Here is a 23,964-nt window from a genome sequence, read left to right as displayed (position 1 = left end):
ATCATGAAAAACAAGAAATCTAAAAGATTTAATCCCTTACTAGGTACCGCTACACCTCAGCATCATCGGATGCTGTGTACAGCTATGATGAGCGTTTCACTGATAATTGCATGCAACGCTCAGGCCAGTGATGTCGAGGTTTATCATCAAGGAGCACAATTTGATAAGCGTTTAATGCTGATGGTCGATCAGTCCCGCACCATGGGGGGAGCAGGAGCACTCGATTTATTAAAAGAATATCCTATTTGTGTGGGGAAAGGTGTCTCTAATATTTTAGGTTCAGGGGGTGGGCTGGGGCTGCTAGGCGATAAAGATGCGCTTGAGTTGGTCACCAATACCGTAGGTGCAGTCGATCAGGTGGCTTTACAGGGCTTACTGGGCGGGAGTCTGGATCCGCTGTTAAAGATCACCACAGAGTCACCGAGCAGTAAATACAACTATGCACGTAATTACTGTACCGTAGTCACCACAGATTTGGTGGTAAAAACACTCGATGGCTTATTAAAACCGCTGCTGGGTGCAACCGGGCTAGACGCCAAAAGTTATATCGAAAATACCTGTGATTTTCAGGCCAATGTTAAACTGCTGAACAGTGTTTCTGCGGTGGGTGTATATCGATGCTATGACAAACTTTCGCGGGTCAAAAATGCCTTAACGGACGTATTGCTTGGAAATAGTAGTACAGGGCTCAAACCTCTGCCAGACAATGTCAGTGTCGGGATATCGGTCATGCCGGTTGATGTTATGACCAATGATCGTGCGGGACGTATTTTGGCGCCTGCTTGTAAGCTGTCGACCACTCGAGCCAGTGATACCAATTTCCGTTGTTTTGAAAAGACCTACTCAGGGAGTGCCACCACGTATCGTAACTATCTAGTCGAAAAAATTGCAGGAAATATTCAGTCCAAAGGCGATTTTAATCTACAAAATGTATTGGTTATTGTGCCGAAACTGATTGCAGCGTTGGTGGGTGATATCTTTAGTAAACTCTGGAGCATTCTTTCAAATCCAGTAAAAGGTTTGTCTGAGTTATTAGAATTTAAGGGTACAGCCAGCACCGTCAATGATTTACTCAAAACTCTTGGACTCGCAGGGAATGTTCCAACCGCCAGTACCTATGCAGAGACTGGTGCCTATTTAATGGGAACCACTACCAAGGGTACTGGTGCTAGACAAATAGCAATGAGAATTATTCCAGTAAAAATTCTATTTCTTCCACTATTAGGCTGGTACGATTATAAATGTGATAAATACGGAACAGATAGCTGGCAATCTGATGGTGTAACGTGTAAGGATGATGCTTGGCAGTATAAGTCTGGTGGAATATCAACAACTAATCTTATACAGATAAATGATGATCTGGTCAGCTCCCTTATCAGTGATGGAGTGGTAGGGGGGCTTTTAAATGGTGTGGTTGGTAACATCTTGGGAATCAAGGTCTCAGAGAAACATCTCTACTATGGCTATGATTCACAAGCTGATATTGAATATAGCGGCTTTAGTAATTCGGTCGATGCCAGCAAACGTTCTACTACATTTTATCGCGCACCGACAGATACACCGCAATGTAATGCTAACGGTATTATGGTGATTACTGGTGGCGTACCAAATATCACCCCAACGGTTACCGATGCACTGCTTAAGCAAGGTGCGGAAGGGTTGGGCACACAAAATGCGATTGAGCGTTTGATGGGCCGTTCACTCAATACTTCGGCCACAGACTTGTCGAAGCTCGACCTCAGTAACGTTTTTCAGTGTGATGCATCGGCAGGATTAAAATCGACCACTTTAAGTAGCCGTGATTATGCCACGTGGAGCTGCATTGGTAATTACACCAAAAAGCTACTCGATAAAAATATCACCACGGGTGTGATTGGCGTTGGGCGTGAATTTACCACGATTCCAAGCACTACAGATTCAGCCCAGCTTGAAGCATCTATGACGGGTGTAAATAATTCGCTATTGGGTCAGATTGTTCCGAATTTATTAAAGGATACCTTAAACGTATTGCTTGGTGGTACGTTGGTGAATGGTTTAACCAGTTTGCTTGGCAATGTGTTTCCAACCGATGCCGAGGATGTCAAAAATTTGGCACGGTGGGGCGTATTGGGTAAAGGGGGCTGGTATAACTCAGCCAGCTCAGAAAATATTGCCAACAGTATTTATAACTTCTATGCCAATTTGGGCATTAGTAACCGGGAAACCTTTTTAGGCGTACCTGTGGTGCCAACAGATCCACTTACCCCATACAATCTTGATAACTATGTTTTTCAAAACATGTTTGTTCCCGACGACAAACAAACTTGGTTTGGGAATGTAAAAAAATATTTGGCCGATACAGGTGAAACCATACAGACCAAAACCATCACCGATGTCTGGAGTAATAGCAACATACAATCCACCAAAACCAGTATTTTAACGGGTGGGTTTTCAGACAAATTACCTACAGCGACCAGTAGCAGTGCATCTAGCCGGCAGTTATACGTGAACCGCGCGTGTATCACGAAAGATAAAAAATATGATGTTTCCGCTTCAATTGGGCTGATTGGAAACGACTACTACACCAAGCTCTGCGAAAGTCAAAGTAAAGACCCGCGCCGTAGCGATTTGATGAACCTGCTGGGCTATCAAATTCAAACCACCAATAATCAAGAAAGTCTGATTGCCAAACCTGAATATAAAAAAGTCGGGATGGTGCTTCATTCATCGCCAATCAAAATTACCCAGTCGGCTACCATCAAAAATGATGGTTCTATGACACGGGATGATTATTTGGTATTTGGTACCGTGCAAGGGCTTTTACATGTGGTCAATGCCAGTACAGGTGTAGAAAAATTTGCATTTTTACCCAATGAGCTACTTGAAAATGCCAAGCAGCGTAAAGCCTTTACAGGTACAAATCTTGAGGGACACGACAACTTTAACAATATGCAATACGGCATTGATGCGCCGTGGACCGCCTACAGTGAATATGTGTGGAACACTAAAGATAGCAAACTCACTGTTGGTAAGTCGGCCACAGATGCAACCTGTATAAAAGATGGCGTCTCGACGGGCGCCTGCGGTAAGCAATACCTTTATGGTGGATTACGTATGGGTGGACGCAGTTATTATGCCTTGGATTTGAGCCTATGGGATGATCAAACCAAACCAAGCTTAAAATTCTATATTGATCCTGCTTCTGGCAAAGTTTATTCATCGACCACTCCAGAAGGAAAAAGCTTCGATGCCATCAAGTACATGGGGCAAAGCTGGTCGAAACCAACCGTGGCATGGGTAAACTGGCAGGGCAAACGCAAATTGGTCATGTTTGTGGGTGGTGGCTACGATGCGGGTGGAACCGATGGTAATGCCAATAATGGCGGATACGAACAGGTCAGTTACGCTCAGAGCAATAAGATTGGTTCGGGTGTGTACATGTTTGATGCCGAAAATGGCGATCTGCTCTGGTGGGCCAGCAATTTGGCCACCACAGCCAATACCGGTGCCACCATGGCCTTGAAAACCAACATGCAATATAGCGTCGTCAGCCGGATCAATGCAGTAGATCGAAATGGTGATGGTTTGGTGGATCATTTGTACTTTGGTGATTTGGGCGGACAACTCTGGCGTGTCGATATTAATAACGGCAGTAATCCTCAACAGTTTGCACAGGCAGCACAGTTGCTCGATCTGCAAAACAATAAACCAAGTGATTTAACCGATGCCAATTTACGTTTTTATGAAGCACCTATTTTTAGTGTGTATGGATATGGCGCCAATTCACTTGCCGTGTTGAGTATTGCAACCACTAACCGCAGTTTACCGATTAGTGATCAAAGTGCCGGGGTGGTATTTAATCTTTTCGACAACGATGTCACACAGGTGGGTTTTAGCACCCGTGATATGGCAGCAAACAATAAAAATTTAGTCGCTTATGCACAATTGCAAAAATATGGGGAGCTGACCATGGTCAATCGCCCGCAATATGGTTGGTATGCCAAATTAAGCAACCAGCAAAAGGTGATGGATGAACCTGTGGTCATCAATAAAAACCTGTATGTGAGTATTTTTGATCCGATTGCACAAGAAGGACGTGTGGCAGATTGCTCAATTGGTGTGCAAGGTTTGAGTAGTGTCCGTCGCTTTTGTCTGCCATATGGTGTGTGCGAAAAGTCGGCTGACCTGACAACAACACTTAAACTTGGAAAAGGCATTTTACCCGTGACGATTGGCGCCGGTACCACCAGCAATGGCGTAACGACCCGACAAATCTTGGGGGGGAGTTCAACCGATCGTGACTCGACCAAAGATGTGCTCTCAAGTACCCAAACCACGCGGCGTCAAATTGTGCCATTAAAATGGTATGAACAGTACACCCCTTAAATGCAGATTGCTTCACATCTCTTTATGGGGATGTGAGCTGTCATCATCCAATCAGGAGCGCATCTATGTCGCGTAGCACGCAAGGGTTTACCTTAATTGAGCTGATGGTGGTCGTGGTCATGATTGCCATTGTTGCCACCATTGCGATTCCGAGTTATCAGGAATACGTCCGTCGCTCTAATCTGGCAGCGGCACAGCAAGAAATGCAGAAAATTGCAGCCTTGCTAGAACGACATCGTTCACGTAACTTTAGTTATTCAGGCTTTGCCTTAAAAGGAACAGCCGACAGTAAAGGGCCTTATTACGATGTCGCGAATGCGAGTGATACCACTTTACTATTGCCATTAAACAGTAGCAGTGGGTCGCAAAAATACACATTAGATCTGAGTTTAAATACACAGGATTGGGCAATTAAAGCCAGTAGTGCCGATTCAAATAATTACTCGTTGCTTCTGACCAGTACTGGGTTTCGCTGCAAAAATAAAACAACAAACAATATCGATTTTACGACCTGCGGTACAGGTTCGGAGACATGGTGATGCAAGCAAAGCAAGGATTTACCTTAATTGAGCTGATGATTGTGGTGGCAGTCATTGGGATTCTGGCGGCAATTGCCTATCCGAGTTATCAGAATTATAAAATACGAGTGAATCGCGGTGAGGTTCAGGCCGAGCTGATTCGTGTGGCGCAGCAATTACAAAGTTATAAAGTGGTGAATCGGAGTTATGCCAATGCTTCACTCAGCGGTTTGGGTATTACATCGAATTTTCCGGCTACAGGAACAGCATTTTATATATTAGGATTAACGCTCGATACCGACAATCAGGGCTATGTGCTGACGGCAACACCCAATGCATCAACGATGCAGGCCGGAAATGGTATTGTATGTTTGAATCAGGATGGACAAAAGTACTGGGCCAAAGGCAGCAGCAGTTGCAGCTTGAGTAGCGCCTCGGACTGGGATGGAAAATAAATTCAAAACTATGGATAAGTCAAAATTTAATCTTTCATTCGTTTGCGATTTGACGTAGAATACTGCCCTCTATGAAAGGGGTTTGAAGTGTTGCCGATGGTCGGCGCAGGGATAATCCGTAAGAATTATAAGGCTTTTATCATGGTAGTTATTCGTCTTGCACGCGGTGGCGCAAAAAAACGTCCATTCTATCAAATCGTTGTTACGGATAGCCGTAATGCACGTGATGGTCGTTTCATCGAACGTATTGGTTTCTTCAACCCGACTGCTCAAGGTCAAGCTGAGAAACTACGTTTAGATGCTGATCGTTTTGCTCACTGGGTATCTCAAGGTGCTCAACCATCTGAGCGTGTTGCTTCTTTGGCTGCTCAAGCTAAAAAAGCTACAACTGCTGCATAATTTGTAGTAGGTAGCCCATGACACCAACACAGAATGTACCTGAAGATCGTCTTCAGATTGGACAGTTACGTTCCGCTTATGGATTAAATGGGTGGCTCTGGGTGTATTCCAATACAGAACCTATGAGCAACATGTTTGACTACCTGCCTTGGTACATTCAGACCAAAGCAGGTTGGCAAACTGTCGATGTAAAACGTTGGAAGCCACATGGCAAAGGGCTGGTTGTTTCGCTGAAAAATGTCAGTGACCGTACAGCAGCAGATAACCTTGTGGGCGCCACCATCTGGATTTCAAAATCACAACTTCCGAAAGCCGATGTAGACGAGTACTACTGGTCAGATTTAAAAGGCCTGACAGTACTGGGTCTGGATGAAGAAGAGCATGAAGTGAATTTGGGTCAAATCCATGAGTTATTTGAAACCGGTGCCAATGATGTCATGGTCGTACGTGCGACTGCGGACAGTGTGGATGCTGAAGAACGAATGATTCCATGGCATAAAGATGTGGTACAACGTGTCGATCTGCAAGCAGGTCGAATTTACGTCAATTGGGGCGTAGATTACTAAAATCGTGGGCTTAGCCACAAACGCAGTTGGAAAATATAGGAGTCTGCGATGTTTTTTGCAGTCATAACACTTTTTCCAGAAATGTTTGATGCAATTACGGCTTACGGAATTAGTGGACGCGCAACCAAGCGTCAGATTGCAAAAGTCACTTGCATCAACCCACGTGATTTTGCACAGGGTAATTACAAACGAGTGGATGAACGTCCATTTGGTGGAGGCCCTGGCATGGTAATGATGGCAGAGCCACTGGCAAAAGCAATTACCCATGCAAAAGCGCTTGCCATGCAAGCAGGCTGTCAACATGCACCTGTAGTGTACATGTCGCCACAAGGCAAAACCTTAAATGAAACCGCCGTGCAGCAGTTCGTTCATTATGATGGATTGATTGTGCTTTGCGGACGTTATGAAGGGGTCGATGAGCGACTGATTCAACACTATGTCGATCAGGAATGGTCGATTGGTGACTATGTCCTGTCAGGCGGTGAGTTGCCAGCAATGGTACTCCTCGATAGCATCATTCGGCGTTTGCCCGATGCAATGTCTGACGAACAGTCACATGTACAAGATTCTTTTGTGGATGGTTTACTCGATTGCCCACAATATACCAAGCCTGATCATTTTGAAGGGCTAGATGTACCCGAGGTACTTAAATCGGGGCATCATGCCAATATTGAAAAATGGCGGTTTTTGCAGCGTTACCAACGTACACTTGAGCGCCGACCAGAGCTGGTTGAGCACGTCGAGTTGAGTGCGCAGCAAAAAAAATGGCTAAAAGATAAGTAAGGACAGCCAAGTCAAGTGCGAGTTTGTCCTTGCACCCTACGAGAAGCCATGCTTCGAGTTACTGCTTAAACATTGTTTAAGCTGAATAATAGGCTCTTTAAAGTAATGTTGCTTTAAAGGGAAAGTTAAACAGGGTGATATGCGCTTTAGCCTCTATCCCCAGCGGCGTCAGAGACCTCTTCTCGCCCGCACATATTGGAGATTCCACAATGAGTGGTAAACATCCTTTAGTTCAAGCTGTTGAAAATGCACAGTTGAAATCTGATATCCCTGCTTTTGCTCCTGGTGACACTGTTGTTGTCCAAGTTAAAGTAAAAGAGGGTGACCGTGAGCGTCTTCAGGCATTTGAAGGTGTTGTAATCGCGAAGAAAAACCGTGGTTTAAACTCTGCATTTACAGTACGTAAAATTTCTAGCGGTGTTGGTGTTGAGCGTGTTTTCCAAACTCACTCACCAGTTGTTGCTAAAATTGAAGTGAAACGTCGTGGTGACGTACGTCGTGCTAAACTTTACTACCTACGCGAGTTGTCTGGTAAAGCTGCACGTATTCGTGAAAAATTGCCAGCACGCAAACAAGGTTAATCTTAACGTTGTAAGCTTGCAAAAAAATGCGCCCGTTGGGCGCATTTTTTATGTTTGAAATTTAATTTATAAGCCTTGCAGTTTAAGACGGTTGGCATGTTGACGGAAAATCGATACCGGATCTTGAGCAAAGACCGAGCGAAGCCCAAGCACCTGATTCACTTCATCCAGATGATTCAACACGTAATTGTCGCGTATGACTGTACCAATATGGCTACTACAGGCCGGTACCAGCCCATCATTATTCTGGCCACTAAACACACTGGTAAGGCCAAGTAGGTAATCGGTTGGATCAACAGGGTTGGTTAAAACACTGGCGCCACTCCATGAATAATATTGAATACCATTGACCTTGGCTGCGCCCTGTCCGCAAGCTGTTGTGGGTACACCAGCAGAAAAAGTGGCATTAAACTTATTGGCACCTTCGGTCGAGAGGCTATAGGCTGCGCCAAGTGAATCCATCGGATACTGGCGTGGATCGTCGAGTTGACCAATGGTAATGAAGTTGGTGGCTGCATTGACCAGTGTTGCAATCGGTGCTTCAAGTACCGTTCCAGCTAAGGATTTATAAATTAAATCGGCCAGAGGTGCTCCTTTTGCAGGCCCGCCCACAGTAGACACCGAAGCGACTCGATCCGGCAGTACCCCTGCCACATAGCGAACCGATTGTGAACCATGGCTATGGCCAATCAGATTGACCTTTTGTGCACCGGTAATGGCTAAAATATCCTGTACTTCTGCCAGTAATTGTTCACCGCGAACTTCGGATGTATTGGCTGCAGATTGGCGCGTGGCCCAGACATTTGCCCCGTTTTTGGCTAAATCCTGCGGAATCTGATACCAATAATCCAGACCAAACGCTTCTGTACCCAGTTTATTAAAACCGAATAAGCCATGTGCCAGTACAATTGGATACTTGGTTTGGGCGTAGCTTGAAATGACAAAGGATGTCTTGGCATTTTGAATAGGCGCAGAACTGGCCAGAACCGGCTGAGCCAATACCATTAAAATACCAGTGAATAATAATTTAACTTTCATTGAAGTGTTCCCTGCATTTATTTTTTCTGGATTTGAACCTGCTGATGACGTTCAAATCGGATGTTATGTCCTTGTTAACATGTTTTATTTTTAGTGTAGCTCAACTCCTTTTTTAATGATCAAATTGTGAATTATTCTGTAAGTGGCAAGCGCTGACCACGATCTTTCGCGGCTTCAAAGGTTTGAATACGCACTTGATCTTGCTGGCGACTAAAAGTGGAATTACGAAGTGATTCGATGGCTTTTTGCTTGGCGCTGGCACTCATGGAGCTGTCTAAAATGCTTTGACGCGCATCAAGATATTGGGTCACGGTGGCTTTCCACGCTGTACGCTGTGTATCGAGATTTTCTAAACGAGTAGTGGCTTCGGGGCCAACCAGTTGGGTTCGCATATCGTGTAATTCTTGTGCTGAGCCACCTTTACGTTTTATGGAGGCGGTTAGCTGACGTAAATCATCGAGTGTTGAAAGCTGTTCCAGATTGGCTTTCCAGTCTGTAGGTAACTGATCAAACAGTGCCCGCAGTTGCTTGGCCTTTTCTACATCGCTCAGTGCATTGTTATTTAAAATGCGCATACGATTAAGTGTGTACTGATTGTAAAGATCTTCTGAGCCAAATAAGCCTTCAATCTCGGGGGCAGAAAAGAAACGCTGCCGAAGTGCCATGCGCGATGCAAAAACACTTTGGAAGTAAGCCAGCTCATTTTTAGGGCCAGCGGGTTCAGGTAGGGTGCCCAGAGCCTCCCGATATTTTAAGTAGCGTTGCCACAGATCCGTGGTCTGGCTTAAAGCAGGATCGGTTAAACTCGCGGCGAGGTAGGCTTTAAAATCCTGATCAATTTGGGCTATGGATTTTTCACCATATTGTGTTAGGAAATATTCAAAGCAATTGCGCGTTTGCTCATTGACCACCAACCGATTCGATCCATCACGTTTGAGCTGACAATTGATCTCGGTATCGCGTTGGCTGGTGCTGCTAAAGGGCATTGTAGTATTGGCAGCATTTTGTGCAGAAGCATGCAAAGCACTTGCTGCCGACAATTGCGTTGCAGTCACATCACTGCGCTGTGCTGATGAAGCCGCAGGCCTTAACCACATCACCAGTAAGGTCACCAAGACCACCAAACCGAGGACACCTGTCCAGATATAAATTTTTTTCGATCCTTGCATACAACATTCCAAACCGCACTTATTTTTATTCGATGATGATGTCAATCAATCTCACTAAAAAAATAGCATATCTCTGGCGAAATAATTAAAAAACGGATGAACGGATTTGATACCATGGCGGCTGATTTTATTGACACACAGTACGATTATGACCGCAGATTCTCGTAAGCCATCCAAACGTCCAATTAGTGGAGTATTTTTACTGAACAAACCGCTAGGTCTGAGTTCAAATGGTGTCTTACAGAAAGTTCGATGGTTATTTCGTGCACAAAAAGCCGGGCATACGGGCGCGCTTGATCCGCTTGCCACCGGACTCTTACCGATTTGTTTAGGTGAAGCGACCAAGTTTTCGCATTATTTACTCGATTCAACCAAGCGCTATCAAACCGTGGTCAAGCTGGGTCAAACCACCACCACAGGCGACGTTGAGGGCGATATTGTCCAGACTCGCCCTGTACCTGTATTGACACGTGACCTCATCGAAACGGTATTGGCGCAGTTTCGCGGTGAGATTCAGCAGATTCCCCCAATGTATTCGGCGCTCAAGCGTGACGGTCGTCCCTTGTATGAGCTAGCGCGTAAAGGGGTCCAAATTGAGCGTGAAGCACGACCGATCACGATTTATGATTTAAGCTTGATCGATTTTAATGCCGATAGCCTCACGCTGGATGTGACTTGTTCCAAAGGTACTTATATTCGTGTATTGGGTGAAGACATTGGTGAAGCACTCGGTTTTGGTGGGCATTTAAAAGCATTACACCGAACTCAGACTGGCCATTTTGATTTAATTCCAGAATACACGCTTGAATATTTAGAACAGCTCAATGAATCTGAGCGTGATGTGCTATTATTGCCGCCCTATGCACCAGTTGAATATTTACCAAAGGTTCAAATTCCGGACGGTCGCCTGAAATTTTTCTGCAACGGGCAAGAAAGCAATATCGATCATGATGCAGCGTCAGAAGTATTGGTGTTTGATGGCGAACGATGTCTAGGACTCGCTGAAATTACAGATAAAAAAAGATTGGTGCCGAAACGTATTTTAAATTTATAAGGCATAACCTCAGATGGAAATTGAAGTTCTACTCAGCTTAATCTTTTTTGCGTTTTGTGCAGGTGCAATTGATGCGGCTGTTGGGGGAGGTGGGTTGATTCAGATTCCCGCCATCATGAGCACATTTCCGCAAATGTCGCCCGCAACGGTGATTGGTACCAATAAATTATCATCGATTTTTGGTACAGCATCAGCAGCCTATACCTTTGTTCGCAAGGTCAAACTTCAATGGAAATTACTGGCAGTGATTGCCGTATGTGCATTGATCAGTTCGTTTCTGGGCGCTGCTTGTTTGTCCTTGATTCCACAATCGTTTCTACGACCATTTGTGTTTGTGATGCTGATCGTGATTGCAGTGTATACCTTGCTCAAGAAAAATTTTGGGCAGGTACATTCTGAAATCTCGATTACCCCTAAACTCCTGGTGCTTGCAGCAATTGGCAGTTTACTGATCGGCTTTTATGACGGTATTTTTGGCCCAGGCACGGGCAGTTTCTTCATCTTCTTTTTTATTCGTTTTCTAAATGTTGATTTTTTACATGCCTCTGCCTTGTCTAAAATTGGTAATTTTATGACCAATCTGGCAGCACTGAGCTTTTTGGCACCCACAGGTCATGTCATTTTCCAGATTGGTCTGATGATGGCTGTTGCCAACGTGATTGGTTCGGTGGTCGGTGTTCGTGTGGCCTTGAAATATGGCAGTGGCTTTGTCCGGATTATCTTTTTAATTCTGGTATCTGTCTTGATTTGCCGTATTGGTTATCAAATGTTTGTGACAGGATAAATTCGGCTACAACGTTTTTGATACACAGCACTGACACGAAGTATTCAATTTAGTTTCAAAATTCGACATACACTCTAAGAGCAACTTGATGCGCAGGTTGCTCTTTTTTTTCTTGTTTAGCCAAAATTATAAATAGCCAGAATAGGAAATATGACATGAATATTTTTGAAGCCTTACGTGAAAGCCACGACCAACAGCGTCACTTGTCTGAACAACTGGTTCAAACCAGTGGGGATAGCGATGAGCGCCAACAACTGTTTGATGCACTGAAAAATGAACTGTATGCACACTCGGTGGCAGAAGACCGCTATTTGTATATTCCGCTGATGTTTAATGATACCGGTCTGGATATTACACGCCATGCTCTGGCCGAGCACCACGAAATGGATGAAATGGTCGAGGAGTTAGAACAAACCGATATGAGCAGTCCAAGCTGGATTGCAACGGCGAAAAAACTGGCGGACAAAGTACATCATCATTTGAAAGAAGAAGAACACAAGTTTTTTCAGCAGGCCGGTAAAATTCTCGACGATGCTGAAAAAGAGAAACTGGGCAAGCAATATTTGAACGAGTATGCCAAGTACAAAAAAACAGCGTCTGTGTAACCTGTCTATTTGGTCTGTAACTGTGCGATCTTGCACTATTTAGGTAGCAAGATCGACTTTCTTTTTAAAGGTTACGCCAATCGAGGCCAGAATGACACAGCCCAATGCCAGCCACTGCAATGCGGTAATTTGCTCATGTAACAAGATCAGTCCAGCCAGTGCTGCCAGTGCCGGTGACAGGCTCGATAAAGTACCATAGCTGAGCTTGGTTAAGCGCTGAAGTGCAAACAGATCTAAAGCATAGGGAATAACAGTCGCCAGTACTGCAATTAACAGTGCTTTAGGCCAAAATGCTGGCTGAAGCAGATGTTGTGGCTGATGTATGAGCCCCACGGGAAGTAGCACTACAGCAGAGAGGGTAATGGCAATGGTTAAGGCGTGCATACCAATATTTTGCCGAACCACTTTATGACCAAAATAAATATAAAATGCCCAGCACAGTCCCGCACTCAAAGCAAACACCGCACCTAACAATGAAAAATTGGCCTGTGCTGCATCTTGCCAAGGCACCATCAGGGCAATCCCTAAAATTGCAAATAAAACCCAGATCGAATCACTACGCTGCTGGATCGACAGCAAGGCCAAACCCAGTGGCCCAATAAACTCAAGCCCCACCGCAATACCTTGCGGTAATTTGCCCAGCGACATATAAAACAAAACGTTCATTAAGGCCAGTGCTGCGCTATAACACAGTAAATCGCGCCAAGCGAGTACTGGCAGCTTACGCAAGATTTTCCATGAGCGAAACATGATAAACACCAGAATCGATGCGAAACATAAACGCAAAATGGTCACACTTAAAGGATCGAGTACGGCAATCAGCTGTTTGGCAAATGAGGCACTGATTTGATAACAGGTCATGGACAGCAGCATTGCAATCACGGCGATCAGCGTTGAATTGGGCATAAAGAGATCCAGTTTAAATTATTTAATCCTGCATTTTTCGGGCACGTTGAGTGGTGAGGGTGCAACCGACCGACGCTGTGATAATGGTCGCCAAGGCCAACCACTGATTCCAAAGCAGTATTTCACCCAGAAAAATAAATCCCGAAAATGCGGCAACTGCAGGTTCGAGGCTCATTAAAGTTCCAAAGCTTAATGGCGTTAAACGCTTCAAGGCCAGCATTTCCAGTGAAAAGGGTAAAGCGCTGGCCAAGATGGCCAAAATAATAAATAGAAAAAGATTTGGAAACTCAAACACCTGACCAATATTTCCGCTGAGCAAGGCAAAGGGCAATAAAATCAGTGCGCCAACCGTCATTCCCAAAAATACAGTATGATTTCCCGAAACACCTGAAGGTTTTTGGCCCGCAATAATATATAACGCCCAGCAGGCGCCAGCCGCGAGTGCCAGTACAATGCCCAAGCTGTCTAAGCCATGCTGTGCTTGACCAAAAGGAAACAGCAAAATCAGGCCCAGAATGGCACACCCCACCCAGAGCAGATCGTATCTTTGCCGTGCGTAAAACAGGGCCACGCTTAATGGCCCAATAAACTCAAAAGCCACCGCAATACCTAGTGGTAGGCGCTGGAGTGACAAATAAAACAGCGCATTCATTCCGGCCAGTGCTATGCCATAACTGATAATTGCCCGCCAGCGAATTTGCCCCCAGTTGATGGTCCATGCTTTAAAAATAACCGATAAAATAAGCGCCCCGAAGCATAAACGCATTGCAGAAACGGTCAGTGCTGGATACTGTGCAAACAGCATTTTGGCCAACGAGCCACTACTTTGCACACTAATCATCGCAATCAAGAGGACCAAGAGTGCGTGTAGATGAGATTTGGAATCAGATAAAGACATTTTTAATGTTTGGTATATTTTTGCCGATCATAATCGATCTACACGTAAAAAAGCCACAGGCTGTGCTGTGGCTTTTCAAAACATACAGGCTTAGAACAAGACGCGAACGCGAATTGTGCCTTCAACCTGATTGAGCATGTCTAGGGCTTCTTGAGACGCCGATGCATCGACATCCATAATGAGATAGCCAATGTCACCCTTGGTCATCAGGCTTTGGCCTGAAATATTGACATTTTGCTCTGCAAACAGGTTATTGATTTTAGACAACACACCCGGCACGTTTTTATGGATATGTAATAAACGATGTTTGCCTTCAGTCAGTGGCAATGCGATTTCTGGGAAGTTCACCGCAGAAAGCGTCATACCTTTGTCTGAATACGCAACAAACTTTTCAGATACTTCAAGTCCGATGTTCGCTTGCGCTTCCATGGTTGAACCACCCACGTGCGGTGTCAAGATGACGTTGTCTAGACCACGCAAGGCAGATACGAATTCTTCACCGTTTGCTTTTGGCTCTTTCGGGAATACGTCAACAGCTGCACCCGCAAGGTGACCAGATTTTAGCGCATCGGCTAAATCTTCGATGATCACACACGTACCACGTGCTGCATTTAAGAAGATTGCGCCTTCTTTCATTTTGGCAAACTGTTCTTTCTTGAAGAAGTTACGTGTAGACGGTACATCAGGAACATGTAAGGTCACTACATCCGCAGTGGCCAGAAGTTCGTCGAGTGAACCGACTTGACGCGCGTTCCCCATTGGAAGTTTGGTTACTGCATCGTAATAAATCACGTGCATACCCAGACTTTCAGCCAATACTGAAAGCTGAGAACCGATGGAGCCATAACCAACAATACCTAATGTTTTGCCGCGTGTTTCATACGAACCCACTGCAGATTTGTCCCAACCACCGCGGTGACAGACTGCCGACTTTTCAGGGACACGACGCAAAAGAAGGATTAATTCCGCAAGCACAAGTTCAGCTACTGAACGGGTATTGGAATAAGGCGCGTTAAATACAGGAATACCACGTGCCATTGCTGCTTTTAAATCTACCTGATTGGTTCCGATACAGAAACAACCCACTGCGATGAGCTTGTTCGCAGCTGCAAAGACATCTTCGGTTAATTGAGTACGGGAACGAATACCAATAAAGTGAGCATCTTTAATGGCGTCTTTTAACGCATCGCCATCCAGTGCTGTTTTACGATAATCGATATTGGTATAACCCGCTGCATGAAGCGTGTCGACGGCGTTTTGATGAACGCCTTCTAACAACAAGAAACGAATTTTGTCTTTAGGTAGTGATAGATGTTGGCTCATTACGGCTCCGCTACAAAGGCCAAATTTAGTCGCGGTATCATATCACAGAGTCATGCAAGTTGTTCATTTCTTATATACCGACTTGTCATCGGAAAGCGTGTATTTGCAGGGGAAATGTCGCGCCATCATGCCCCGAAGCGGTGCGTTTTATAGATTTATTCGTGTTTTCTTACAAGTTTTAAAAGCGAATATGCATTATGCGTGCGTATACGCTTTATCCGCTCGGCGCTTACATGTAAAATAAATAGACTGCTTGGCTCTCAGACTTGAGATGCTTAAGAGGCCTTGCCCGTATTGCGCTTGTGCCGTGATGCGATGGTCTCTTCCCACCTGTTACTTCTTGCTAGGTCTGCAAACGATGAACGCTCCAGTCGCTTTAACACCTGAGTTACTCACCCAATTAACGGCAATTGTCGGTGAAAACCGCATTAAAACAGATGCCGATAGCCTTGAAAATTGGGGGCGGGACTATACAAAGCATTTTGATCCGAATCCATCCATCATCGTATTTCCGTCGACTACGGAAGAAGTTCAAGCTGTGGTTCAGCTTGCCAACCGCTTTAATGTTGCGATTACGCCATCTGGCGGACGTACCGGACTTTCAGCAGGTGCTGTGGCAGCCAACGGTGAAATTGTCATCAGCATGGACAAAATGAACCAGATCCTTGAGTTTTATCCTGCAGACCGTATGGTGCGTGTGCAGGCAGGTGTGGTGACCGAACAGTTGCAAAACTATGCCGAAGAACAAGGCATGTATTATCCGGTCGATTTTGCCTCTGCGGGTTCAAGCCAGATTGGCGGTAATATTGGCACCAATGCCGGCGGTATTAAAGTAATTAAATACGGCATGACCCGTAACTGGGTGCTCGGTTTAACCGTGGTCACCGGTAAAGGTGATGTTTTACGTCTGAATAAAGGCATGATCAAAAATGCGACGGGCTATGCCTTACAGCATTTGTTTATTGGTGGTGAAGGCACCTTAGGCCTGATCACAGAAGCGGAAATCAAACTCGAGCGTCAACCGCACAACTTACAGGTGATGGTACTGGGCGTACCAGATTTTGATGCGGTCATGCCAGTCTTACATGCATTTCAAAAAGAAATTGATCTGACTGCATTTGAGTTCTTTGGCGAATTGGCCATGCAAAAAGTGCTCGATCACGGACATGTTCAGCGTCCGTTTGAAACCCAATGCCCATTTTATGTGTTGCTTGAATTTGAAGCGCCGTATGAGCCTATTATGGACAAGGCGATGGAAATTTTTGAACACTGCATGGAACAAGGCTGGGTATACGATGGTGTAATGAGCCAGACACTGGATCAGGCAGCCAACCTATGGCGTTTGCGTGAGGATATTTCAGAATCGATTGCGCCGTTTATTCCGTATAAAAACGATATCTCGGTGTTGATTACTCATGTACCGGCGTTTATTCGTGAAATTGATGCCATTGTACAAGAAAACTATCCGGACTTTGAGATCTGCTGGTTTGGTCACATCGGTGACGGCAACCTGCATTTGAATATTTTAAAACCTGAAAACTTAAGCAAAGACGAATTTTTTGCAAAGTGTCAGGTGGTCAATAAGTACGTATTTGATACGGTTAAAAAATACGATGGCTCGATTTCTGCCGAGCATGGTGTGGGCATGACCAAAAAGCCGTATCTGGAGTACTCACGTTCTGCTGAAGAAATCGAATACATGAAAGCACTGAAAAAAGTATTTGATCCAAAAGGCATTATGAATCCGGGTAAACTCTTTGATTTATAAGCAGAATAATGCTGTGTGACTACATAGTTACCACATTGTAATCCTTTAGGGCGTAGCATCTTGATGCTACGCTTTTTTATTTTCAAGATGTATTGGATGACGATGTTACGATTAGCTGCGATTTCAGGTTTATGTGTGGGACTCATGACCGGCTGTGCTACCACCAGTAAATTGATGCCGTTTAAGGACAAAGCAGGCCAAACGCCAATGCAACAGGTACTCCATGCGCAACCTGAAATTGCCAAAGATTATCAAAATACCTCGATAGAGCAGGTATTTAACCGCGCCGAGTCGCCGACTGTGTCACGTATTACCGTGATTCAAACCGGCTTGCTAGACGATTCAGTCCGTGCGATGCGTACCGAATATATGTTTAAGCGCCTCGACAATGCATGGCAATTGCAAAATAAACAACTGAGTTACCAGTGCGCACGCGCTAAATCACATCGTGGTTTTCAAACGGCAAAGTGTAATTAATTCTATTGTATGCGGGTCTAGATTCATCTGTGCTCGATGGATGGCGCTATACCCGCATGTATTTACTCAACCGATCACGCACTAAAATAAGTCCAATCTAAAGATATTAAGCCGCGTTAAATTTTTTTATACTATGCGTTCTCTTTAAAACCATATCTTTAATTAAACAATGAAAAATGTATTGATTCTCAGTGTGCTGGCAGCATCTGCTCTTATTAGCGCATGTTCAACAACAGAAACATCTAAAACAATTCAGAGCCCGCAGGTTACTGCTGCAACAGCTCAAGTACGATACGCAGGGGTAAAAACACCAGTTTCGATTGGTAAATTTGATAATCGCTCAAGCTACATGCGCGGGATTTTTTCAGACAACGTCGATCGTTTAGGCGGACAAGCCAAAACCATTTTGGAAACGCATTTGCAGCAATCGGGCTATTTCTCGGTTTTAAATCGCGATAATTTGTCTGAACTCAAACAAGAAGCAGGCTTTAGTAACGGCACACAAGCCATCAAGGGCGCGCGTTATGTGATTACTGGTGATGTCTCTGAATTTGGGCGCAAGGAAGTTGGCGATCAGCAGTTATTTGGTATTTTGGGCCGTGGTAAAGAGCAGATTGCCTATGCCAAAGTTAATTTAAATGTGGTGGATGTACGCACCTCTGAAGTGGTGCATTCGGTGCAAGGCGCTGGTGAATATGCGCTGAGTGCCCGTGAGGTGTTGGGCTTTGGCTCTACCGCTTCATATGACTCAACCTTAAATGGCAAGGTTCTGGATTTGGCTGTACGCGAAGCTGTTAATCATTTAGTGACTGATATCCAGTCGAATCGTTGGTCGATGCAGTAATAGCCGAGCCACCGCAAATGAAAAAACTAATTCTATTGAGCAGCTTAAGTGTGCTCTTTACAGGCTGTGTTTCTGCACCCAAATCGTTGTATAGCTGGGGAAGTTATCCTGAGCAGTCGTACCTGATGTACAGTGCGCCGCAAAAAGCCACGCCGGCCGCGCAAATTATCAAGCTTGAAGCCGATATTGAAAAAGCGAAGGGCAAAGGTCTGGCTGTTCCGCCAGGACTATACGCACATCTTGGGCTGATGTACCTCCAGCAAGGCAACAGCCAAAAAGCAGGCGAGTATTTTCAGCTTGAGAAGCAGGTGTATCCTGAATCGAGCATTTTGATGGATCGTCTTTCGAAAAAACTTACGGCAAGTGGACAGGTACGCTCATGAAATCACTTTTAATGTTGTTTGGCCTTGCCACAACCGCACTGATGACAGGATGTGCCAGTTCGACTGCATTGCAAAAAGACACCACGGCCTATCAGCAGCATATGCCTAAATCTATTCTGGTTTTGCCACCGGTTAATGATTCACCCGATGTCAAAGCGACCTACAGCTATTGGTCGAGTGTAACCGTGCCGGTTGCAGAAGCGGGTTACTATGTATTCCCGCTGGCTGTTGTCGACAGCATGTTTAAAGAAAACGGGGTCACCAATGGCAGCGATGCACAATCGATTGCTCCGCAGAAGTTGCAGGAGATTTTTGGGGCCGATGCCGGGTTGTATATCCGTGTGAAGGAATACGGATCGAGCTATCAGGTGCTACAGAGTGTGACCACAGTGGCCGCCGATGCCAAATTGATCGATCTGAAAACCGGAGATGTGCTCTGGAGTGGCAGCAAGCGAATTGCGCAGTCGAGCAATAACGGCAATGGCGGTTTGATTGGTGCTCTGGTCGGTGCATTGGTCGAACAGATTGCCAGTAACTTAAATGACCGTGCTTACCCAATTGCCAGCGCAGTCAATTATCAAATGCTTACACCAACGCCTGCAAATCCGGGAATAGGGCTACTTTATGGCCCACGTTCACCGCAGTTTCAGCATCAGACGAGCGCGAAATAACCGCTTGTTGATTACCAAGTATGATTTCATTCAGATCGCAGCGGACCAATGTGCCGCATGCGATCTTTTTTGATCTAAACACGTTACACTAATCAAGTCTGTCAATCTGTTTGCTGGAGAATGCGGTTGCTAGAGCAAATACAAAAAGTAAGCAATGAACTGATTATCGGGTTAGTCGGGGCGGTGGGAAGTAGCCTGAACATCCTGACCGCTACACTCACCGATCTGCTAGAAACCGAATTTGCTTACGACGTCGAGATTATTACGGTATCCAAAGATATTCTGGCGCAGCATGTCGACGAGCCAGCACATCCACTGAATGCATTTGAACGGATTTATCGTTATATGGATGTCGGCAATCAGCTACGCCATGACCACGATACCGACTTTTTGGCCCTTCAGATTGCACGTCTGATTGCCAAGCACCGTCAAGCATGGCAGGCACAACATCCAGACCAAGATGCAAGCCAGCGCCGTGTAGCCTATATCATCGATTCGTTAAAGCATGAAGCCGAAATTCAGGCGCTCAGACAAATCTACACCAATGGTTTTTTTCAGCTGTCGTTATATGAATCAAAAACGGCGCGTCACAGTTCATTGATTCAACATTATGGCATTAGCCCGGAAAGCGCCCGCATCTTGATTGAGCGCGACGAAGGCGAAGCCAATGCTTATGGTCAGCACACCAGTGAAGCGTTTCACTTGGCCGATTATTTTTTAAAGCTCGATAAGTATAATCCTGAACAATCACGTCAACCTGAGCTGGAGCTACGGGCATCATGTTTGCGCTTTTTAAGAATTCTGTTTGCAGACCCGTACATCACGCCAACCTTTAACGAGTTTGCGACCTATATGTCGTTTACGGCCAGTGTACGTTCAGCCGATCTGTCGCGACAGGTTGGGGCAGTTATTGCGCGTAACAATACGATTTTGGCAGTGGGATCGAATGATGTACCGAAATTTCAAGGCGGTACGTACTGGCCGTATCTAGATGATGAGACAGGCGAGGTACGCGATCTCGAATCGGGCCGTGATTTTATGCGTGGTTTCGATGCCAATACCATTGAAAAAAATAAAATTATCGATGACCTGTTTCAGCAACTGGCTGAGGTGATTGATCAATCGGTAGAGCAAGAACGAACAGCGCCATTAAAACTTCAAATTCAGCAAATCTTAAAAGAAAGTAAAATCAAAAAAATTACCGAATATGGGCGGGTGGTCCATGCTGAAATGGATGCCTTGCTCAGCTGTAGTCGAAGCAACATTTCAACGCAAGGGGCGACATTGTTTGTAACGACTTTTCCGTGTCATAACTGTGCCAAACATATTATTTCTGCCGGTATTGAAAAGGTCGTTTTTGTTGAGCCATACCCTAAAAGTAAAGCCCTGATGATGCATGAAGACTCCATCATGCAAAAATGGGAGGGTCGAGAAGCGGCCGATCAGCCAAAGTTAATCTTTGAGCCATTTGTGGGCGTTGGTGCGCGTAGCTTTGTCAATCTGTTTTCGGTGTCGCTGGGGATTGGACGTAAACTCAAACGTAAATCCAAAGATGGGTATGTGTTGCAGTGGGATGGCAAAACGGCGCAGCCACGCTTGCCGATGTATGGTCAATCGTACCACGAGCTAGAACAGCAGATTGAGCAGTTGCTCAAAGACCAAAATTAAAACAAGGCCCAATGCAGGGCCTGTTACATCGGCCTAAAGCCTTAGCACGCATGATCCAGAATACGAATATCAACCTCGATCACGTGTGCTTTTACACGCGCTTGATAAGCTTGCATGTGTGCAGTCTGTAAATGTGCAACGCTTTCCCAATGTTCAAGCATGACGATTGACTGTGCATCGTGACGTTGAAAACTGACCTCAGACGCATGATCAATCATCGGCTGGTAACCATGGCAGCCATCTTCTGCAAGCACTTCAGTGCGAATACTGTGTAGAGCAGCCAGCACGGCTTCACGATGCTCGGCACCTGCGTGGGTTTTGATTTCGGCAATCACGGTAATCATGCATGCTGCTCCTGATCGTGCTGCTCAAATGATAGAGCAGTCGATGCAAACACGGTTTCAAGGTGTCGACGATACGCCGTTTTATAGGCCTCGATTTCTGGCTGCTTAATCACGTCGTTGGCAATAAAGGTTGGTAGTGCCGTCATACCTAAAAACTGGTTGGCTTTATGAAAAGGGAGATACACACCATCGACCCCTACACCATGAAAGAACTGATCTGGATCTTCAAATGCATCGAGTGGGGCATTCCACGTTAAGGACAACATATACTGTTTGCCTTGAATCAGGCCACCTGATCCGTAAGTCTTCGTACGATCTGAGCGGCTACGGCCATCGCTGGCATACAAACTGCCATGGCCTGCGGTAAAGACATCATCGATATACTTTTTAACTGTCCACGGTGCACCCATCCACCAACCGGGCATTTGATAAATCACCACATCCGCCCAGAGATATTTTTCAACCTCTGTATCTGCATTGTATTTACTGTCTGCACGCGTAACCTGTACCTGATGCCCCAGTTCACTCAATACGTCTGTGGCGAATTCGGTCAGGGTGTCATTCAGTTCACCTTTGGAATGTGCAAAGGTTTTTGCACCATTAATCAGTAAAATTTTGCTCATAGGATTGGATAGAAATTGTAAAAATTGAAGGCAGTATAAAGCGCATAATGTTGCTGAAAAATGCTGGAATGAGAAAAAGATTATTGATTAAAAATCATGAAAACATCTATTTACACAGTCGAACTGAAATTTTTACACTTCAATTTCAATCGGATTAAAAGAACATTTAGCCTGTAATTGCGTGATTTCAAGCTAAAACAAATCAGCTGTTTTTAAGTGGCCTTAGCAGACCGTCAACAATTCTCGCATCGACGATTTAAGTCAAAAATGCTAAAATCATCACATTGAAATACAGATCAGGCATTATGCAAATCGTGCTTTAAAACGCACACGCAGCATAATGATCTTGGCTTTATTCTCACCTTGTATGCAGGGTGAATTTTATTGAGCAGTTCAGCTCTTGATTCATATCAATTTTTTAATAGTTGGTGCTCGTCATCAGGGGCTTTATTTTTTCAAAAATACCGATGCTCGATAATGAGCATGTGAGATACGTTGAGCATCATGCAAAAGAAACACACTACTTCCCTAAATCGTGCAACGTTGATGTTTCCGCTGGCCTTGGTGCTGTTTGAGTTTGCGGTCTATATCGGCAACGATCTGATTCAGCCAGCGATGTTGGCCATTACGCAAGACTTTGGTGTTAGTGCCACATGGGCGCCGTCGTCGATGTCGTTTTATGTTCTTGGCGGTGCCTGCGTGGCTTGGCTGCTGGGGCCATTGTCGGATCGTTTGGGGCGTAAGCGTGTTTTGCTGGCTGGCGTCTTGTTCTTTGCAGTGTGTTGTTTGCTGATTTTACTCACACACAATATGGCCCAGTTTTTGGCATTACGCTTTTTACAAGGCATTGGTTTAACTGTAATTTCTGCTGTGGGTTATGCGGCTGTTCAGGAAAATTTCGAAGAGCGGGATGCCATTAAGGTGATGGCACTGATGGCCAATATCTCGTTATTAGCACCATTGCTTGGCCCGGTACTGGGCGCTTTTTTAATTGATTATGTTTCTTGGCACTGGGGATTTGTCGCCATTGCTGCCTTGGCTTTTTTAAGCTGGTTTGGGCTGAAAGCCAAAATGCCGAGCCAGCAGCAAAGTGTAACGCGTCAGCCATTTATATATTTATTCGATGATTTTAAACGCATTTACAGCGATAGCACCTTTTTAGGCCTCACGCTGGCACTCCCACTGGTGGCGATGCCATTGATGCTCTGGATTGCGTTATCCCCGGTGATGCTGGTGGATGAGCTAAAACTGAGCAGTGTGCAGTATGGTTTGGCTCAGTTTCCGATTTTTCTGGGGCTGATTGCGGGCAATATTGTTTTAATTAAAATCATCGATAGGTTGACTTTAGGTCGCACCATTTTAATCGGACTGCCGATCATGCTATTGGGTACTTTGGTGCTCATGGTTGGAGCGATCTGGCAGCAATATCTCATACCATGTTTATTACTCGGAATGACTTTGATCAGTTTTGGTGAAGGTCTCAGCTTTTCGGTGATTTACCGTTTTGCATTGATGTCTTCACCTGTGGCCAAAGGCACAGTAGCCGCAGCGGTATCCATGTTATTGATGTTTAGTTTTTTCCTGATTATTGAACTGGTGCGCGCGCTTTATGTCGAGTTTCATATCATGGCATTTAGTTTATCTTCGGTGTTTCTAATTACATTATGGTTTGGCTTTCCGCGTAAGGTACTGCTGCAACAAATGCGTATCCGCAAAGCCAATGATCAATTCTAACTTAAGCT

Annotated in this window: 24 protein-coding genes; 17 read left to right on the top strand and 7 right to left on the bottom strand. The window is 45.1% G+C overall.

Going from position 1 to position 23,964, the window contains the following annotated elements; translation table 11 throughout:
• The first annotated feature begins 3 nt into the window (after positions 1-3).
• The 7 genes from ADA42_RS07710 to rplS all read left to right on the top strand — a co-directional run bounded on the left by ADA42_RS07710 (position 4) and on the right by rplS (position 7,667).
• A complete protein-coding gene (locus tag ADA42_RS07710) occupies positions 4-4,365 on the top strand; it encodes a PilC/PilY family type IV pilus protein (RefSeq protein WP_048764483.1) in 4,362 nt (1,453 codons plus the stop codon).
• A gap of 65 nt (positions 4,366-4,430) precedes the next feature.
• Positions 4,431-4,904, top strand: coding sequence for a type IV pilin protein (locus ADA42_RS07705; protein ID WP_048764479.1), 474 nt, complete (start codon positions 4,431-4,433; stop codon positions 4,902-4,904).
• Complete coding sequence (locus tag ADA42_RS07700) at positions 4,904-5,338, top strand: type IV pilin protein (protein ID WP_048764552.1); 435 nt, start codon at positions 4,904-4,906, stop codon at positions 5,336-5,338. The genes ADA42_RS07705 and ADA42_RS07700 overlap by 1 nt, the downstream gene beginning before the upstream one ends.
• 141 nt (positions 5,339-5,479) lie before the next feature.
• Entirely contained in the window at positions 5,480-5,737 is a 258-nt protein-coding gene (rpsP, locus tag ADA42_RS07695) for a 30S ribosomal protein S16 (protein ID WP_004934313.1), read from the top strand.
• Between the two features lie 17 nt (positions 5,738-5,754).
• Positions 5,755-6,303: a ribosome maturation factor RimM gene (gene rimM / locus ADA42_RS07690; RefSeq protein WP_004934317.1), complete on the top strand. Its 549-nt coding sequence runs from the start codon at positions 5,755-5,757 to the stop codon at positions 6,301-6,303.
• A gap of 48 nt (positions 6,304-6,351) precedes the next feature.
• A complete protein-coding gene (trmD, locus tag ADA42_RS07685; protein ID WP_004934319.1) occupies positions 6,352-7,086 on the top strand; it encodes a tRNA (guanosine(37)-N1)-methyltransferase TrmD in 735 nt (244 codons plus the stop codon).
• Positions 7,087-7,295: 209 nt separating this feature from the next.
• Positions 7,296-7,667: a 50S ribosomal protein L19 gene (rplS, locus tag ADA42_RS07680; RefSeq protein ID WP_004934323.1), complete on the top strand. Its 372-nt coding sequence runs from the start codon at positions 7,296-7,298 to the stop codon at positions 7,665-7,667.
• Between the two features lie 66 nt (positions 7,668-7,733).
• Here the strand turns inward: rplS and ADA42_RS07675 are convergent, their stop codons facing one another.
• Complete coding sequence (locus ADA42_RS07675) at positions 7,734-8,705, bottom strand: lipase family alpha/beta hydrolase (RefSeq protein WP_048764474.1); 972 nt, start codon at positions 8,703-8,705, stop codon at positions 7,734-7,736.
• A gap of 131 nt (positions 8,706-8,836) precedes the next feature.
• On the bottom strand, positions 8,837-9,874 hold the full coding sequence (locus ADA42_RS07670) for a lipase secretion chaperone (protein WP_048764471.1): 1,038 nt from the start codon (positions 9,872-9,874) through the stop codon (positions 8,837-8,839).
• A gap of 148 nt (positions 9,875-10,022) precedes the next feature.
• Between ADA42_RS07670 and truB the strand changes: the two genes are divergently transcribed.
• The 3 genes from truB to ADA42_RS07655 all read left to right on the top strand — a co-directional run bounded on the left by truB (position 10,023) and on the right by ADA42_RS07655 (position 12,317).
• Positions 10,023-10,928, top strand: coding sequence for a tRNA pseudouridine(55) synthase TruB (gene truB, locus ADA42_RS07665; RefSeq protein WP_048764468.1), 906 nt, complete (start codon positions 10,023-10,025; stop codon positions 10,926-10,928).
• 13 nt (positions 10,929-10,941) lie between these two features.
• Positions 10,942-11,712 carry a sulfite exporter TauE/SafE family protein gene (locus ADA42_RS07660; RefSeq protein WP_025095713.1) on the top strand — a complete coding sequence of 257 codons (771 nt, stop codon included), beginning with the start codon at positions 10,942-10,944 and terminating at the stop codon, positions 11,710-11,712.
• A gap of 155 nt (positions 11,713-11,867) precedes the next feature.
• Positions 11,868-12,317, top strand: coding sequence for a hemerythrin domain-containing protein (locus tag ADA42_RS07655; RefSeq protein WP_004934341.1), 450 nt, complete (start codon positions 11,868-11,870; stop codon positions 12,315-12,317).
• Positions 12,318-12,356: 39 nt separating this feature from the next.
• Here the strand turns inward: ADA42_RS07655 and ADA42_RS07650 are convergent, their stop codons facing one another.
• From ADA42_RS07650 to serA, 3 genes are all read right to left on the bottom strand, one after another.
• Positions 12,357-13,223, bottom strand: coding sequence for an EamA family transporter (locus tag ADA42_RS07650; protein ID WP_004934342.1), 867 nt, complete (start codon positions 13,221-13,223; stop codon positions 12,357-12,359).
• Between the two features lie 22 nt (positions 13,224-13,245).
• On the bottom strand, positions 13,246-14,121 hold the full coding sequence (locus ADA42_RS07645) for an EamA family transporter (RefSeq protein ID WP_048764464.1): 876 nt from the start codon (positions 14,119-14,121) through the stop codon (positions 13,246-13,248).
• A 90-nt stretch (positions 14,122-14,211) separates the two neighbouring features.
• On the bottom strand, positions 14,212-15,444 hold the full coding sequence (serA, locus tag ADA42_RS07640) for a phosphoglycerate dehydrogenase (protein WP_004934348.1): 1,233 nt from the start codon (positions 15,442-15,444) through the stop codon (positions 14,212-14,214).
• Between the two features lie 358 nt (positions 15,445-15,802).
• On the opposite strand from serA, the gene ADA42_RS07635 reads away from it, so the two are divergent.
• The 6 genes from ADA42_RS07635 to ADA42_RS07610 all read left to right on the top strand — a co-directional run bounded on the left by ADA42_RS07635 (position 15,803) and on the right by ADA42_RS07610 (position 21,255).
• The gene (locus ADA42_RS07635; RefSeq protein ID WP_004945052.1) at positions 15,803-17,212 is read left to right on the top strand and encodes an FAD-binding oxidoreductase; all 1,410 of its coding nucleotides are present in this window, start codon (positions 15,803-15,805) and stop codon (positions 17,210-17,212) included.
• Between the two features lie 102 nt (positions 17,213-17,314).
• A complete protein-coding gene (locus tag ADA42_RS07630; protein WP_004945055.1) occupies positions 17,315-17,689 on the top strand; it encodes a hypothetical protein in 375 nt (124 codons plus the stop codon).
• A 169-nt stretch (positions 17,690-17,858) separates the two neighbouring features.
• Entirely contained in the window at positions 17,859-18,533 is a 675-nt protein-coding gene (locus tag ADA42_RS07625) for a CsgG/HfaB family protein (protein ID WP_004934354.1), read from the top strand.
• A 17-nt stretch (positions 18,534-18,550) separates the two neighbouring features.
• Entirely contained in the window at positions 18,551-18,916 is a 366-nt protein-coding gene (locus tag ADA42_RS07620) for a DUF4810 domain-containing protein (protein ID WP_048764462.1), read from the top strand.
• Positions 18,913-19,587, top strand: a complete 675-nt coding sequence (locus tag ADA42_RS07615) for a DUF799 domain-containing protein (RefSeq protein ID WP_048764460.1) — start codon at positions 18,913-18,915, stop codon at positions 19,585-19,587. Before ADA42_RS07620 ends, ADA42_RS07615 begins: the two co-directional genes overlap by 4 nt.
• Positions 19,588-19,707: 120 nt before the next feature.
• Positions 19,708-21,255 (top strand): anti-phage dCTP deaminase, encoded by a 1,548-nt coding sequence (locus ADA42_RS07610; RefSeq protein WP_048764459.1) that lies wholly within the window; start codon positions 19,708-19,710, stop codon positions 21,253-21,255.
• A gap of 41 nt (positions 21,256-21,296) precedes the next feature.
• On the opposite strand, the gene ADA42_RS07605 is transcribed toward ADA42_RS07610, so the two are convergent.
• Both ADA42_RS07605 and ADA42_RS07600 read right to left on the bottom strand, forming a co-directional pair.
• Entirely contained in the window at positions 21,297-21,599 is a 303-nt protein-coding gene (locus ADA42_RS07605) for a putative quinol monooxygenase (protein ID WP_048764456.1), read from the bottom strand.
• Positions 21,596-22,222, bottom strand: coding sequence for an NAD(P)H-dependent oxidoreductase (locus ADA42_RS07600; protein WP_048764455.1), 627 nt, complete (start codon positions 22,220-22,222; stop codon positions 21,596-21,598). The genes ADA42_RS07605 and ADA42_RS07600 overlap by 4 nt, the downstream gene beginning before the upstream one ends.
• Positions 22,223-22,726: 504 nt before the next feature.
• Here ADA42_RS07600 and ADA42_RS07595 point away from each other — a divergent pair.
• Positions 22,727-23,956 carry an MFS transporter gene (locus tag ADA42_RS07595; RefSeq protein ID WP_048764453.1) on the top strand — a complete coding sequence of 410 codons (1,230 nt, stop codon included), beginning with the start codon at positions 22,727-22,729 and terminating at the stop codon, positions 23,954-23,956.
• Positions 23,957-23,964 lie beyond the last annotated feature (8 nt).

Origin of the sequence: Acinetobacter sp. 243_ASPC, assembly GCF_001054715.1 — a bacterium.
GTDB classification, from domain to species: domain Bacteria; phylum Pseudomonadota; class Gammaproteobacteria; order Pseudomonadales; family Moraxellaceae; genus Acinetobacter; species Acinetobacter soli.
This window is presented reverse-complemented; position numbering and strand designations above follow the sequence as displayed.